General features: G+C 65.6%; 14 protein-coding genes. 9 read left to right on the top strand and 5 right to left on the bottom strand.

Features of this window, described 5'->3' with window-relative positions:
- The first annotated feature begins 240 nt into the window (after positions 1-240).
- The 7 genes from thrC to AABQ55_RS08180 all read left to right on the top strand — a co-directional run bounded on the left by thrC (position 241) and on the right by AABQ55_RS08180 (position 8,219).
- Positions 241-1,644, top strand: a complete 1,404-nt coding sequence (thrC, locus tag AABQ55_RS08210) for a threonine synthase (protein ID WP_244767780.1) — start codon at positions 241-243, stop codon at positions 1,642-1,644.
- Between the two features lie 100 nt (positions 1,645-1,744).
- Positions 1,745-3,043 carry a M16 family metallopeptidase gene (locus AABQ55_RS08205; protein WP_244767781.1) on the top strand — a complete coding sequence of 433 codons (1,299 nt, stop codon included), beginning with the start codon at positions 1,745-1,747 and terminating at the stop codon, positions 3,041-3,043.
- A 100-nt stretch (positions 3,044-3,143) separates the two neighbouring features.
- Entirely contained in the window at positions 3,144-3,782 is a 639-nt protein-coding gene (locus tag AABQ55_RS08200; protein ID WP_272804670.1) for a glutathione S-transferase family protein, read from the top strand.
- 11 nt (positions 3,783-3,793) lie between these two features.
- Positions 3,794-4,147, top strand: a complete 354-nt coding sequence (locus AABQ55_RS08195) for a cupin domain-containing protein (RefSeq protein ID WP_272804669.1) — start codon at positions 3,794-3,796, stop codon at positions 4,145-4,147.
- Between the two features lie 108 nt (positions 4,148-4,255).
- Positions 4,256-4,405, top strand: coding sequence for a DUF1127 domain-containing protein (locus tag AABQ55_RS08190; RefSeq protein WP_064496052.1), 150 nt, complete (start codon positions 4,256-4,258; stop codon positions 4,403-4,405).
- Positions 4,406-4,660: 255 nt separating this feature from the next.
- A complete protein-coding gene (locus tag AABQ55_RS08185) occupies positions 4,661-5,254 on the top strand; it encodes a GNAT family N-acetyltransferase (RefSeq protein WP_272804668.1) in 594 nt (197 codons plus the stop codon).
- A 121-nt stretch (positions 5,255-5,375) separates the two neighbouring features.
- Positions 5,376-8,219, top strand: a complete 2,844-nt coding sequence (locus AABQ55_RS08180) for an EAL domain-containing protein (RefSeq protein WP_443021143.1) — start codon at positions 5,376-5,378, stop codon at positions 8,217-8,219.
- Positions 8,220-8,223: 4 nt separating this feature from the next.
- Here AABQ55_RS08180 and AABQ55_RS08175 read toward each other — a convergent pair whose 3' ends face one another.
- The 5 genes from AABQ55_RS08175 to AABQ55_RS08155 all read right to left on the bottom strand — a co-directional run bounded on the left by AABQ55_RS08175 (position 8,224) and on the right by AABQ55_RS08155 (position 10,980).
- Positions 8,224-8,532 (bottom strand): helix-turn-helix domain-containing protein, encoded by a 309-nt coding sequence (locus AABQ55_RS08175; protein WP_244767785.1) that lies wholly within the window; start codon positions 8,530-8,532, stop codon positions 8,224-8,226.
- A gap of 1 nt (position 8,533) precedes the next feature.
- The gene (locus tag AABQ55_RS08170) at positions 8,534-8,869 is read right to left on the bottom strand and encodes a type II toxin-antitoxin system RelE/ParE family toxin (RefSeq protein WP_272804666.1); all 336 of its coding nucleotides are present in this window, start codon (positions 8,867-8,869) and stop codon (positions 8,534-8,536) included.
- A 35-nt stretch (positions 8,870-8,904) separates the two neighbouring features.
- Positions 8,905-9,966 (bottom strand): zinc-binding metallopeptidase family protein, encoded by a 1,062-nt coding sequence (locus AABQ55_RS08165; RefSeq protein ID WP_272804665.1) that lies wholly within the window; start codon positions 9,964-9,966, stop codon positions 8,905-8,907.
- A 116-nt stretch (positions 9,967-10,082) separates the two neighbouring features.
- A complete protein-coding gene (locus AABQ55_RS08160) occupies positions 10,083-10,274 on the bottom strand; it encodes a CsbD family protein (RefSeq protein WP_244767788.1) in 192 nt (63 codons plus the stop codon).
- Between the two features lie 100 nt (positions 10,275-10,374).
- Positions 10,375-10,980, bottom strand: a complete 606-nt coding sequence (locus AABQ55_RS08155) for a YqgE/AlgH family protein (RefSeq protein ID WP_272804664.1) — start codon at positions 10,978-10,980, stop codon at positions 10,375-10,377.
- A 170-nt stretch (positions 10,981-11,150) separates the two neighbouring features.
- Here AABQ55_RS08155 and AABQ55_RS08150 point away from each other — a divergent pair, with 170 nt between their 5' ends.
- Positions 11,151-11,939 carry a protein-disulfide reductase DsbD domain-containing protein gene (locus AABQ55_RS08150; RefSeq protein ID WP_272804663.1) on the top strand — a complete coding sequence of 263 codons (789 nt, stop codon included), beginning with the start codon at positions 11,151-11,153 and terminating at the stop codon, positions 11,937-11,939.
- A gap of 114 nt (positions 11,940-12,053) precedes the next feature.
- Entirely contained in the window at positions 12,054-12,539 is a 486-nt protein-coding gene (locus tag AABQ55_RS08145) for a peroxiredoxin (RefSeq protein WP_064329310.1), read from the top strand.
- Positions 12,540-12,588: the final 49 nt, after the last annotated feature.

Raw genomic sequence — 12,588 nt, 5'->3', positions numbered from 1 at the left:
CCCCAGGCGATGGTCTATAGCAGCGACGTGGCTAAAAATCGATTGTCGATTGAACCCGCCCGCAGAATTTCACCAGGGCCCGTTTCGCGCCGGAACGGGCAAAACGCAACGGCATTGCCGCGATCCGCCGCAAGGCGGCCCGTGGCCTTTCGCTGGACGGGGCGACAGAGCATTGGTACGAAGCGACAGCCGGTTCCTGCGATTTTCGTCGCTCGAAATCATCAACCTTCCCAAGGACGTATGAACGTGGACTATGTTTCGACGCGGGGCGAGGCCCCTTCCCTCGGCTTCTCCGATGCGCTTCTGGCGGGCCTTGCCCGCGACGGCGGCCTCTATGTGCCGCGTGAATGGCCGACCTTCTCCAAGAAGGAGATCCGGGCGCTGCGCGGCAAGTCCTACGAGGAGATCGCCTTCACGGTGCTCTCGCCCTTCGTCGAGGGCGACATCCCGGCGGACAAGTTCCGCGCGATGATCGACGAGGCCTATGCGACCTTCCGCCATCCGGCGATCGCGCCGCTGGTGCAGACCGGGCCGAATTCCTTCGTCCTGGAGCTCTTCCACGGCACGACGCTCGCCTTCAAGGACGTGGCGATGCAGCTGCTCGCCCGGCTGATGGACCATGCGCTGGCGACCCGCGGCGAGCGCGCCACCATCGTCGGCGCCACCTCGGGCGATACCGGCGGGGCGGCGATCGACGCCTTTGCCGGCCGCGAGCGCACCGACATCTTCATCCTCTTTCCGGAAGGCAAGGTCTCGCCGGTGCAGCAGCGCCAGATGACGACCTCCAAGGAAAAGAACGTCCACGCCCTCGCCGTCAAGGGCAATTTCGACGACTGCCAGAACCTCGTGAAGGCGATGTTCAACGACACGAAGTTCCGCGACCGGATGAAGCTTTCGGGCGTGAACTCGATCAACTGGGCGCGCATCATGGCCCAGATCGTCTATTACTTCACCAGTGCCGTGGCGCTCGGCGGGCCGGACCGCAAGATCTCCTTCACCGTGCCGACCGGCAATTTCGGCGACATCTTCGCCGGCTATGCCGCCAAGCGCATGGGCCTGCCGATCGACAAGCTCGTCATCGCCACCAACGAGAACGACATCCTCGCCCGCACGCTGAAGACCGGCCGCTACGAGATGAAGGACGTCAAGGCCACCACCTCGCCCTCGATGGACATCCAGATCTCCTCGAACTTCGAGCGCCTGCTGTTCGAGGCCTATGGCCGCGATGCCGGCGCCGTGCGCCGCGCGATGGAAAGCCTGAAGCAGTCAAACGCCTTCGAGATCGAGGACAGCGCGCTGAAGGTGATCCGCAAGAAGTTCCGCGCCGGCCGAGCCTCGGAAAAACAGGTCGCCAAGACCATCAAGGACACGCTCGCCGACACCGGCTACCTGCTCGACCCGCATTCGGCGATCGGCGTCTTCGTCGCCGCCAAGCACGAGAAGCCCGGTGCGCCGATGGTGACGCTCGCCACCGCCCATCCGGCGAAATTCCCCGCCGCAGTAAAATCGGCATGCGGTATTGACCCGGCGCTTCCGACGTGGCTTGCTGACCTCATGCAGCGGGAGGAGCGGTTCGACGTGCTGAGTGCGGAACTCGACGTCGTGGAAGCCTTCATCGGCGACCACTCGCGAATCCGGGGCTGAGCGGTTCCGGGAGCGGTTTGCGTTCGGGATTGTGTGGACACAGGGAGAGCATTTGCGGGTTTTGAAGGAGACGCGCAAATGTGGAACGCAGAAAGTGCGCATGATGAAAGTTGAGTGCACCCGGCTTGCGTCCGGGTTGACCGTGGTGACGGAAAACATGCCCCATCTCGAGAGCGTGGCTCTCGGCGTATGGATCAAGTCGGGGTCACGCAACGAAACCACGGACGAGCACGGCATCGCCCACCTTCTGGAACACATGGCCTTCAAGGGCACCGAGCGCCGCTCCGCCCGCCAGATCGCCGAGGAGATCGAGAATGTCGGCGGCGAGGTCAACGCCGCCACCTCGACGGAAACCACCTCCTACTATGCCCGTGTGCTGAAGGACCACGTCCCGCTCGCGGTCGACATCCTCGCCGACATCCTGACGCAATCCGTCTTCGACGAGGACGAGCTTCGCCGCGAGCAGCACGTCATCCTGCAGGAGATCGGCGCGGCGAACGACACGCCCGACGACGTGGTCTTCGACAAGTTCTCCGAGGTCGCCTATCGCGACCAGATCATCGGCCGCGCCATCCTCGGCACGCCGGAATCGGTGCTGTCCTTCTCGCCCGGCGAGATCCGCTCCTATCTCGACCGCAACTATACGACGGACCGCATGTTCGTCGTGGCCGCCGGCGCCGTCGACCATCAGGAATTCGTGCGCCAGGTCGAGGATCGCTTCTCCAGCCTGCCGACCGCCCCGAAGGTCTCGCCGGTCTTCGAGCCGGCCCGCTATACCGGCGGCGACATCCGGGAGACGCGTGACCTGATGGACGCGCAGGTGCTGCTCGGCTTCGAGGGCAAGGCCTATCACGCCCGCGACTTCTACTGTTCGCAGATCCTCGCCAACATCCTCGGCGGCGGCATGTCCTCCCGCCTCTTCCAGGAGGTGCGCGAGCACCGGGGCCTGTGTTATTCGATCTACGCCTTCCACTGGGGCTTTTCGGACACCGGCATCTTCGGCATCCACGCCGCGACCGGCGGCGAGAACCTGCCCGAGCTGATGCCCGTCATCTTCGACGAATTGAAGAAATCCTCCGAAACGATCGAGCAGCAGGAAATCGAGCGCGCCCGCGCGCAGATCCGCGCCCAGCTCCTGATGGGCCAGGAAAGCCCGGCCGCCCGCGCCGGCCAGATCGCCCGCCAGATGATGCTCTACGGCCGTCCGATCCCCAACGAGGAGCTGATGGAGCGCCTTGCGGGCATCACCATCGAGCGCCTGACGGACCTTGCCGGCCGCCTGTTCTTCGACACGGTGCCGACCATCTCCGCGATCGGCCCGCTGGAGCATCTGGTCCCGGCGGGGGACATCACGCGCTCGCTGTCGCGGCAGGCCCTTCCCGACCGCGCGGCGAGCTGAGGGAATCCTTCCCAAGCGCTGCCGGAAAAAATCCGCCGACGCTGTCGGAACGAAAGCGGCGCGCCCGTCCTTGTCCTGAAACAGGAATGGGAGATGGACCATGGCGGACTTCGTCGTCACGACCTTCGACTGGGTGCCCAAGACGCCACGCGGCCTGGTGCGCGACCTGCGCGTGCGCTGGGCGCTGGAGGAGGCCGGATTGCCCTACCGCGTCGAGAGCGTGCCTTTCGGCGACCGCAAGGCCGGACACCTCGCGCACCAACCCTTCGGCCAGGTGCCGTGGCTTGTCGACGGCGACATCTCGATCTTCGAGACCGGCGCGATCCTGCTCCATCTCGGCGAACGGAGCGCGGCCCTGATGCCCGCCGACCCGCGAGGACGGAGCGACACCATCGCATGGCTGTTCGCGGCGCTCAACTCCGTCGAGATGGCGAGCCTGCCCTGGGCCCTCCTGATGTTCGCGAACGTTCCCGCCGACACGCCGTCGCGCAAGCCGCTCGACGACTTCCTGAAGCTGCGGCTGCAGCGCATGGAGCCGGTCCTTTCGCAGCGGGAATGGCTGGCCGGGCCCTTCTCCGTGGCAGACATCGCCATGGCGGACGTGCTGCGCCTCGTCGACCGGTTCGACGGGCTGGCGGATCACCCGGCCTGCCGCCGCTACATGACCCGAGCCACCGCCCGCCCGGCCTTCGCCAAGGCCCATGCCGACCAGATGGCACATTTCGCCGCCGCGGACTGAAGGAGGACCCCATGCAGAAAGTCGCCGCGATGCTCGAGCGCGCCCAATGGGCGGAAAAACCGGATGTCTGGCAGGGCGAGTTCGAGGGCCGGGCCTTCGGCACCGATGTCTCCGTCATGTTCTACACGACGGACGAGGTCGGCCGCGGGCCGCCGCTCCACCGGCATCCCTATGACGAAATCTTCATCGTGCGCGAGGGCCGCGCGCTCTTCACGGTGGGCGACCGGCAGATTGAGGCGAGCGCCGGGCAGATCGTCTTCGGGCCGGCCAACGTGCCGCACACGTTCGTCAATCTCGGCCCCGGCCGGCTGGAAACGACGGACCTGCATGTGGCGGCGGCGTTTGCCCAGGAGAACCTCGAATAACGGGCGCCTGCGTCGCCATGCAATAAACGCATGCCTACGCTGCAAGCATATGCATTTTTTCCGGGCAAGGGATTGTTTATATCATGGGCAACACAAAGGAGTTGACCAATGAACATCTTCGCAAAGCTCAAGAAGAACGCCGCCGACCGCCGTGCCGTCCGTGAACTCAGCGCCCTCGACGACCGCGCCCTGCAGGACCTCGGCATCTCGCGCTCGAACATCCAGTCCGCCGTCAAGGGCCTTACGGTTTTCGGCTGAGCCATCCGGCAAGAGAGCCTGGCGCCACGGCCCGACGACAGGGCGCGCTTGACCAAAGCGCTGGAACCGGTCGTCCCGCCCTCACCGATGGTGAAGCGCCCATGGCTTCGAAGACGCAACCCGCCGCAAGGCGGGTTTTGTTTTTGGAAGGGTTTTCCGGCGGCCCGCCTTCCCCGGACCATTTGACGCCGGCGAGCCTCTCGGCATAGTCTTTCCCGACAAGGCACGCCACGGATCGGCGCGCGCGGAGGGCGAATGGCACGGTCGGTTTTTCGGTTTCTGTCCCGGCAGTCCGACACCGTGGAACTTGCCGACGATCGGCACCTCCTGCGCCTGCCCCGCTTCCAGGACTACCGGCAATGGTATCAGCTCCGCTCGGAAAGCCGCCGCTTCCTCGAGCCCTGGGAGCCGACCTGGCGCAACGACGAACTGACGGAAAGCGCCTTCCGCGCCCGCGTTCTCAGAAATGAACAGGAATTTTCCTCCGGCCAGGCCGTGCCCCTTTTCGTCTTCGCACGCGAGGAAAAGACGCTGCTCGGCGGGCTGACCATCGGCTATATCAGGCGCGGGGCCGCGCAATGCTGCATGATCGGCTACTGGATGGGCGAGTGCCATGCCGGCCAGGGCCACATGCATGGTGCCCTGAAACTGGTCATACCCTATATCTTTTCGAGCCTTCAGTTGCACCGTATCGAGGCAGCCTGTATTCCAGACAATCAGAGAAGCATCCGTCTCCTTGAAAAGGCCGGCTTTCGGCAGGAAGGCTACCTTCGGGAGTATCTGAAGATAAACGGGGAGTGGCGCGACCATCTGATGTTCTCGCTTCTGGCGGCCGACAGGCGGCCGTAGGCGGCACCCGGGCGCGACAGGACTGGGCAGACCTAAGGACCATGCAGTTTCAATGAAGCCTTTATCCGTGCCGCAAGCGCTGCATGCCAGCCGGTTGCTCGCCCTCATCCTCCTCGCCACGATGCTCCTCGCCGGCATGATGACGGGGCGCGCCTTCGCCGTCGAACCCGTCAAGATCTCCCGTGACGACACCGCCCTCGACCTCACCGCCACCACGGAGATCTATACGGGTCGGGGCGAGGCCTTCCAGGTCTCCACCGCGCCCGGCACGGACGGCATCGTGCGCCGCATCGAGGTGCGCGCCACCTCGCAGGACCACCAGGGCGACTGGGCCGTCTTCGCGCTCGCCAACGTTTCGGAAGAGCAGATCGACCGCCTGATCGTCGCCCCGCATTTCCGCCTCGTGCAATCGAAGCTCTTCTGGCCGGACCTCGGGGCAAAACGCATCCTCTCGATTACCCCGAGCGAAGGCTTTGCGCTCGACCGGCAGCCGAGCGACGAGGCAGACGTCTTCCGCATCACGCTCAACCCCGGCACGGTCGTCACCTTCGTCGCGGAACTGGCGACGCCCGACCTGCCGCAGATCTATCTCTGGGCACCGGATTCCTACAAGGACACGGTCAACGCCTTCACGCTCTATCGCGGCATCGTGCTCGGCATCGCGGGCCTGCTGGCCGTCTTCCTCACCATCCTCTTCGTGGTGAAGGGCACCTCCATGCTGCCGGCGACCGCCGCGCTCGCCTGGGCGGTGCTCGGCTATATCTGCGTCGACTTCGGCTTCCTGTCGAAGCTCATCAGCATCACGGCGGGGGACGAGCGCATCTGGCGCGCCGGCACGGAGGTGTTCCTTGCCGCCGGCCTCGTCGTCTTCCTCTTCACCTATCTCAACCTCAACCGCTGGCATGCGCATCTCTCCTATGCGACGCTCGCCTGGATCCTCGGCCTCGGCCTGCTCTTCGGCGTCGCGATCTACGATCCGCCGATCGCCGCCGGCATCGCCCGCCTCTCCTTCGCCCTGACCGGCACGGTCGGCATCGTGCTCATCGCCTATCTCGGCTTCAACCGCTACGACCGCGCCATCCTGCTGGTGCCCGCCTGGGCGCTGATCCTCGTCTGGCTGTTCGGCGCGTGGCTGACGGTGACGGGCCAGCTCAACAACGACATCATCCAGCCGGCGCTCGGCGGCGGCCTCGTGCTGATCGTGCTCCTCATCGGCTTCACGGTGATGCAGCACGCCTTTGCCGGCGGCGCCTATAGCCAGGGCCTGTTCTCCGATCTCGAGCGCCAGTCGCTCGCGCTGACGGGCTCCGGCGACACGGTCTGGGACTGGGACGTGGCTCGCGACCGCGTCGTCACCATTCCCGATATCTCCATCCAGCTCGGCCTTGCGCCCGGCGTCATGCACGGGCCGGCGCGCAACTGGCTGCCGCGCCTCCACCCGGACGACCGCGACCGTTTCCGCGCGACGCTGGATGTCTTGCTGGAACACCGCAAGGGCCGGCTCAACCATCAGTTCCGCGTGCGCGCCGAGGACGGCCACTATCATTGGCTCTCGATCCGCGCCCGGCCGGTGCTCGGCGCCAATGGCGAGATCATCCGCTGCGTCGGCACGATCATCGACATCACCGAGCAGAGGAATTCCGTCGACCGGCTGCTGCAGGACGCCCTGCACGACAACCTGACGGGCCTGCCGAACCGCCAGGTCTTCCTCGACCGTCTCCAGTCGATCCTCGCGCTGACGGCAAGCTCCGACAATGTGCGCCCGACGGTGCTCACCATCGACATCGACCGCTACAAGCAGGTCAACGATGCGCTCGGCATTGCCGCCGGCGACAACATCCTCATCGCGCTGACCCGGCGCCTGCGCCGCCTGCTGAAACCGCAGGACACGCTGGCGCGGCTGGCCGGCGACCAGTTCGGCCTGATCCTGATGTCCGAGCGCGATCCGGCCAAGGTGGCGGATTTCGCCGACGCCGTCAGCAAGGCGATCATGGTGCCGATCAATTTCGGCGGCCGCGAGATCATCCTGACGGCCTCGATCGGCCTCGTCTCCTGGGTCGACCAGCAGGAGGACGCTCCGGGCCTGCTCAACGATGCGGAACTGGCCATGTACCGGGCCAAGAAGGGCGGCGGCAACCGCGTCGAGCCCTTCCGCCCCGCCTTCCGCACCTTCGGCGCGGACCGCCTGCAGATCGAGACGGACCTGCGCCGTGCCATCGAGCGCAAGGAGCTCTCGCTCGTCTACCAGCCGATCGTGCGCCTTTCCGATGCCGAGATCGCCGGCTTCGAGGCGCTGATGCGCTGGGACCACCCCAAGCGCGGCAACATCTCGCCGACGGAATTCATCCCGATCGCGGAAAGCTCCGACCTCATCAACCAGCTCGGCCTCTTCGCCCTCGACAAGGCGGCGAGCGACCTGATGGACTGGCAGCTCCAGACCGGCGACCTGCCCGTCTTCGTCTCGGTGAACCTGTCCAGCGCCCAGCTGCTCAACAACGAGCTCTACAACGATGTGCGCGCCGCGCTCGCCAAGACGCATTGCGAGCCGCAGAAGCTGAAACTGGAGCTCACCGAATCCGTCGTGATGGAGAACCCCGAACAGGCCCGCCTGATCCTCACCAAGCTGAAGGATGTCGGCCTTGGCCTGGCGCTCGACGATTTCGGCACAGGCCATTCCTCGCTCTCCTACCTCACCCGCTTTCCCTTCGACACGATCAAGATCGACAAGGCGCTGGTGCGGGACGGCTCCGACAAGCGTACCGTGCTCCTGCGCTCGGTCATCTCCATGGCACGGGAGCTCGAAATGCAGGTCGTCGCCGAAGGCATCGAGTCGGAGGAGGAAGCGATCGAGCTCGGCAATATGGGCTGCGAGTTCGGCCAGAGCTACCTCTTCGGCCCGCCGATCGGCTACGATTCCGTGCTGCGGCTGCTTAAGGAACGCTTTCCGCTGATGAAGCGGGCGTAGGGTCTTACGCCGCGCGAAGAACGCGAAGCACGGCCTCGGGCTCCTGCTCCATGACGCGTAGCAGCGTGCGGGCGGCGCCGCTCGGCTGCCGCTGCCCCTGCTCCCATTTCCTGTAACCGGAAACGCTCGTGCCGAGGAAACGCGCCATCTGTTCCTGAGTCAGGTTGAGATGGGTACGAATGGCTTTCGGATCGATGCGGTCCGCATCGACGACATGGACATGCGTGTCTTTGATAGGCGCACCTGACGCATGGGCGAGTGCCTCGGCCATCGCCTCGGCCAGTTCGCTGCCAAATGCAGTTTTCTTCGCCATCTCACTTGCTCCTCTGATGCTGCTTGATCGCCTTGGCGATGGCCGCGACGGTCTTCTTTTCGACGGGCGAAAGATCGGTGCGGACATTCTTGGCGTAGACAAGCAGCGCGTAGATTGGCGCCTCTTCACTGTACAAGTAGTAGATCACCCGCGCTCCACCGCGCTTGCCCTTGCCGCCCGCCGCAAAGCGCAGCTTACGCACGCCGCCCGTGCCCGGGATTTCATCACCGAGCAGAGGATAGGCGGCAAGATAATCGATGAGCGCTGCGCGTTCCTCGGGCGAAAAGATCGCTTCCGCCTGCCGGATGAACGTAGGAAGCTCAACGACCGTCTGCATGCCTCAATATAACCCATTGGGCTATACTGGCAAGCCTATCCCGCTGACCGGCGCACCAGCCCGTTGATGAAATCCAGCTTCTCCACGACCGGCGGCGGCAGGACGAAGGGGTAGCTGTCGGGCTGGCCCATCGAGCGCTGGATGGCGTTCATCGCCACGCTGAGCGGGATCCAGGCCTCGACGAGGCGGCCGGCATCAGGGGCGCGGTAGGGGTCGAAGGTGACCTCGGCCTCCAGCTCCTCGTGGCCCTTCGGATCGGTATTGAGGCCGAAGGCACGGGCGGTTTCCAGCGTGTCGACGATGTGGAAGAAGTGCGCCCAGCACTCGGCGAAATCCTCGGCCGGATGGCAGCTGGCATAGGTGCTGATGAAGTGCTGCTGCCAGTCGGCGGGCGGGCCTTGCTCGTAATTGTGCTGGAGGGCGGCGGCATAGTCCGCGCGCTCGTCGCCGAAGAGGCGGCGGGCCTCCTCCAGCGTCGCCTCGTCGCGGATGAGCTGGGTCCAGTAGAAATGGCCGACCTCGTGGCGGAAATGGCCGAGCAGCGTGCGGTAGGGTTCGTCCATCGAGACACGCACGCCCTCGCGCACCTCGTCATCCGCCTCGGCGGCGCGCAGGCTGACGAGGCCGTCCTCGTGGCCGGTCATGGCGGGCTGGACGACATTGCCGTCCGCATCCAGTTCGTCGGCCAGGAAATCGAAGACGAGGCCGCCGGCCGGGTCCTCCTCGCGGGTCGGGTGCGGCAGCTTCCAGCGCAGGATCGAATAGAAGAGATGGCGCTGGGCCGCGCCGATGCGCCGCCAGCGCTCCAGCCCCTTCGGATCCGTGGTGGGCACGATGCGATTGTGCCGGCAGGCCTCGCAGAAGGCGTGCGGGCTGTCGGCCGGCAGCAGCCAGTTGCAGACGTCGTGCGCGGCATTGTCGCAGAAACGATAGATACCCTCGCGCGGGGCGATCCTCCACAGCCCCTCGCCTTCCGGCACCAGGGCATGCAACGTCATGTCTTCGGCAAGAAAGCCGAGTGTGGAGCCGCAACGCACGCAGACGCGATTGTCGAAATGGGTGGTCTGGCCGCATGTGCCGCAGGTGAAGAGTTTCATGATGCCCCCTGATCGGCGATGATGCTTTCGATAAAATACCCGCATCGGCATTGGCGATACGGGTATCTCGACTTCGCAATGGCGGGATGACACGGCGTGCCGCCCCGCATCATCGATCAGAGGCGATCGACGGCGCCCTTGACGGCATCTTTGGCCTTGCCGACCGCCTTCTGAGTCTTGCCCTTGGCTTCCTGGGCGGCGCCCTCGGCGCGCAGCTTCGGGCTGTCGGCCGCCTTGCCCGCTGCCTGCTTGGCCTTGCCGGCCAGTTCGTTGGCCGTGCCCTTGATCTTGTCGCTCGTGCTACCCACCATCGTACTCCTTGTTAGAGGCGCAGTTGTTGACTGCGGCAGATAAACGGCGTGCGCTGCAACAAGTTCCGGCGGCATCGGGGAAAATTTGCCGCGCCACTCAGGCGTGGCCGGCCTCGGCGGAGAGCATGGCGGGCGTGATGCCCATCAGGCCGAGCGCCCGCTCGTACTTGCTGTCGAGGTCGGTGTCGAAGATCAGCTCCTCCTGCGCGGGGCAGGACAGCCAGCCGTTGGCGCCGATCTCGTTCTCGATCTGCCCCGCTCCCCAGCCGGCATAGCCGAGCATCATCAGGCCCTTCTCCGGCCCGCGGCCGCGGGAAATGGCGCGCACGATGTCGAGCGTCGCCGTGAGGCAGATATCGTCGCTGACGGGAATGGAGGATTCGGACATGTAGTCGTCCGAATGCAGCACGAAACCGCGCCCGCTCTCCACCGGCCCGCCGCAGCGGATGGGAAAGTCCAGCGTCGTGCCCGGCAGGCGGATCACCTCGTCCTCGCCGACGAGATCGAGATGCAGCAGCACGTCGGAGAAGCTCAGCTGCTGCGGGCGGTTGATGACGAAGCCCATGGCCCCGTCTTCCGAATGGGCGCAGATATAGACGACGGTCCGGGCAAAATTGGCATCGGCCATGCCCGGCATGGCGATCAGGAACTGACCGTCAAGGAAGCCGCGTTCTCGCCTGTTTTTCAGAACCGACATAGCCATAGTGCAAGTAGCCTATCAATTCGCCGCCAAATGAAAAGCGTTCTTTTCGCCGGCGCGACGTGCCAGCCTATAGAAAGGTATGGTGTGCCGCCGGACGATCAAGCTTTTATGATCGGCCCGTGCGTTTTTGTTGCTGGAAAGCACACGGCCCCGGCGCTAGATGTTGACGCATGAAACGCCTGCAAACCGCTGCAATCGCGCTGCTTTTCCTTCCCGCCGCCGCCACGGCGGCAACCTCCTCCTGGGTGGAGACGCCGGGCGGCGACGTGCGCCTCGTGGTGCTTCCGGCAGATGCCGGCGGCGCGGCGCGCGCCATGCTGGACATCCGCCTGCACGAAGGCTGGAAGACCTATTGGCGCGATCCCGGCGGCAGCGGCATTCCGCCGTCGATCACCGTCTCCGGCGCGACGCTGACCTCGATCGGCTTTCCGGCGCCGCGCCGGCTTGGCGACGATACCAACCACTATATCGGCTACGACGCGCCGGTGCGCCTGCCGATGAAACTCGGCGGGGCGGTGGGCGGCACGGTGACCGCCACGGTCTTCCTCGGCGTGTGCAAGGATATCTGTATTCCCGTGCAGGCGGACCTGACGGTGGAGACGGGCGGCGAAGGCTTCACCAACCCGCTGGAGGAGACCGCGGTCGCCGCGGCCGAGGCGACGCTTCCCGGCACGGCGGGCGATGGCTTCCGCCCGCTCGGCGGCCAGTGGTCGGCGGACGGCAAGACGATCTCCGTGCGCTTCGAGGCACCGGCGGACGGAGACCCCGCGGACGTCTTCCTCTCCGGCGCCCCGTTCGAATTCGGCGCGGCCGGCCCCGTGCGGCGGGAGGGCGACGCCTTCGTCTCCGACGTGCCGGTGCTGCACCGGCCGAAGGTGTTCGACCTTGCGAAGAACCCCATCCGGCTGACCCTCCGGGCCGGCGAGAAGACGATGGAAGGCCCGCTCGCGGTGAAGTGAGCCGCCTGCCTCTTCAGGCGGAAAACCGCTTCGCACTTTGGCCGGCGCTGCTTATAGTGCCGCCGGCGGGCCCTTCCGGCCCCGCGCCATCCCATACCAGACAGGAGAGACGCCGTGACCATTTCCGTTGGAGACAAGCTGCCCGACCTCACGCTCAAGGAACGCACGCCGGACGGTCCCGCCGATATCTCGACCGCGGACCTTTTCGCGGGCAAGCGCGTCGTGCTCTTCGCCGTGCCGGGCGCCTTCACGCCGACCTGCTCGCTGAACCATCTTCCGGGCTATCTCGAAAACCGCGACGCGATCCTCGCCAAGGGCGTGGACGACATCGCCGTCGTCGCGGTCAACGACCACCATGTGATGGGCGCCTGGGCGACCTCCACGGGCGGCGCCGGCAAGCTGCGCTTCCTCGCCGACTGGGACGCCGCCTTCACCAAGGCGCTCGGCCTGGATATCGACCTTTCCGCCGGCACGCTCGGCGTGCGCTCCAAGCGCTATTCCATGCTCGTCGAGGACGGCGTGGTGAAGGCGCTGAACATCGAGGAAAGCCCCGGCCAGGCGACGGTCTCGGGCGCTGCGGCGATGATCGAGCAGCTTTGAGGAGGAATTAGGCAGCAGGCAGTAGAGAAGATAGCCGGGCCCCCCTAAT

The sequence above is a fragment of the Shinella sp. WSD5-1 genome (assembly GCF_963942435.1).
In the GTDB taxonomy this organism is placed as follows: Bacteria; Pseudomonadota; Alphaproteobacteria; order Rhizobiales; family Rhizobiaceae; genus Shinella; species Shinella yambaruensis.
Note: the sequence above shows the minus strand (reverse complement) of the source record. Positions and strands in the feature narration are given on the sequence as shown.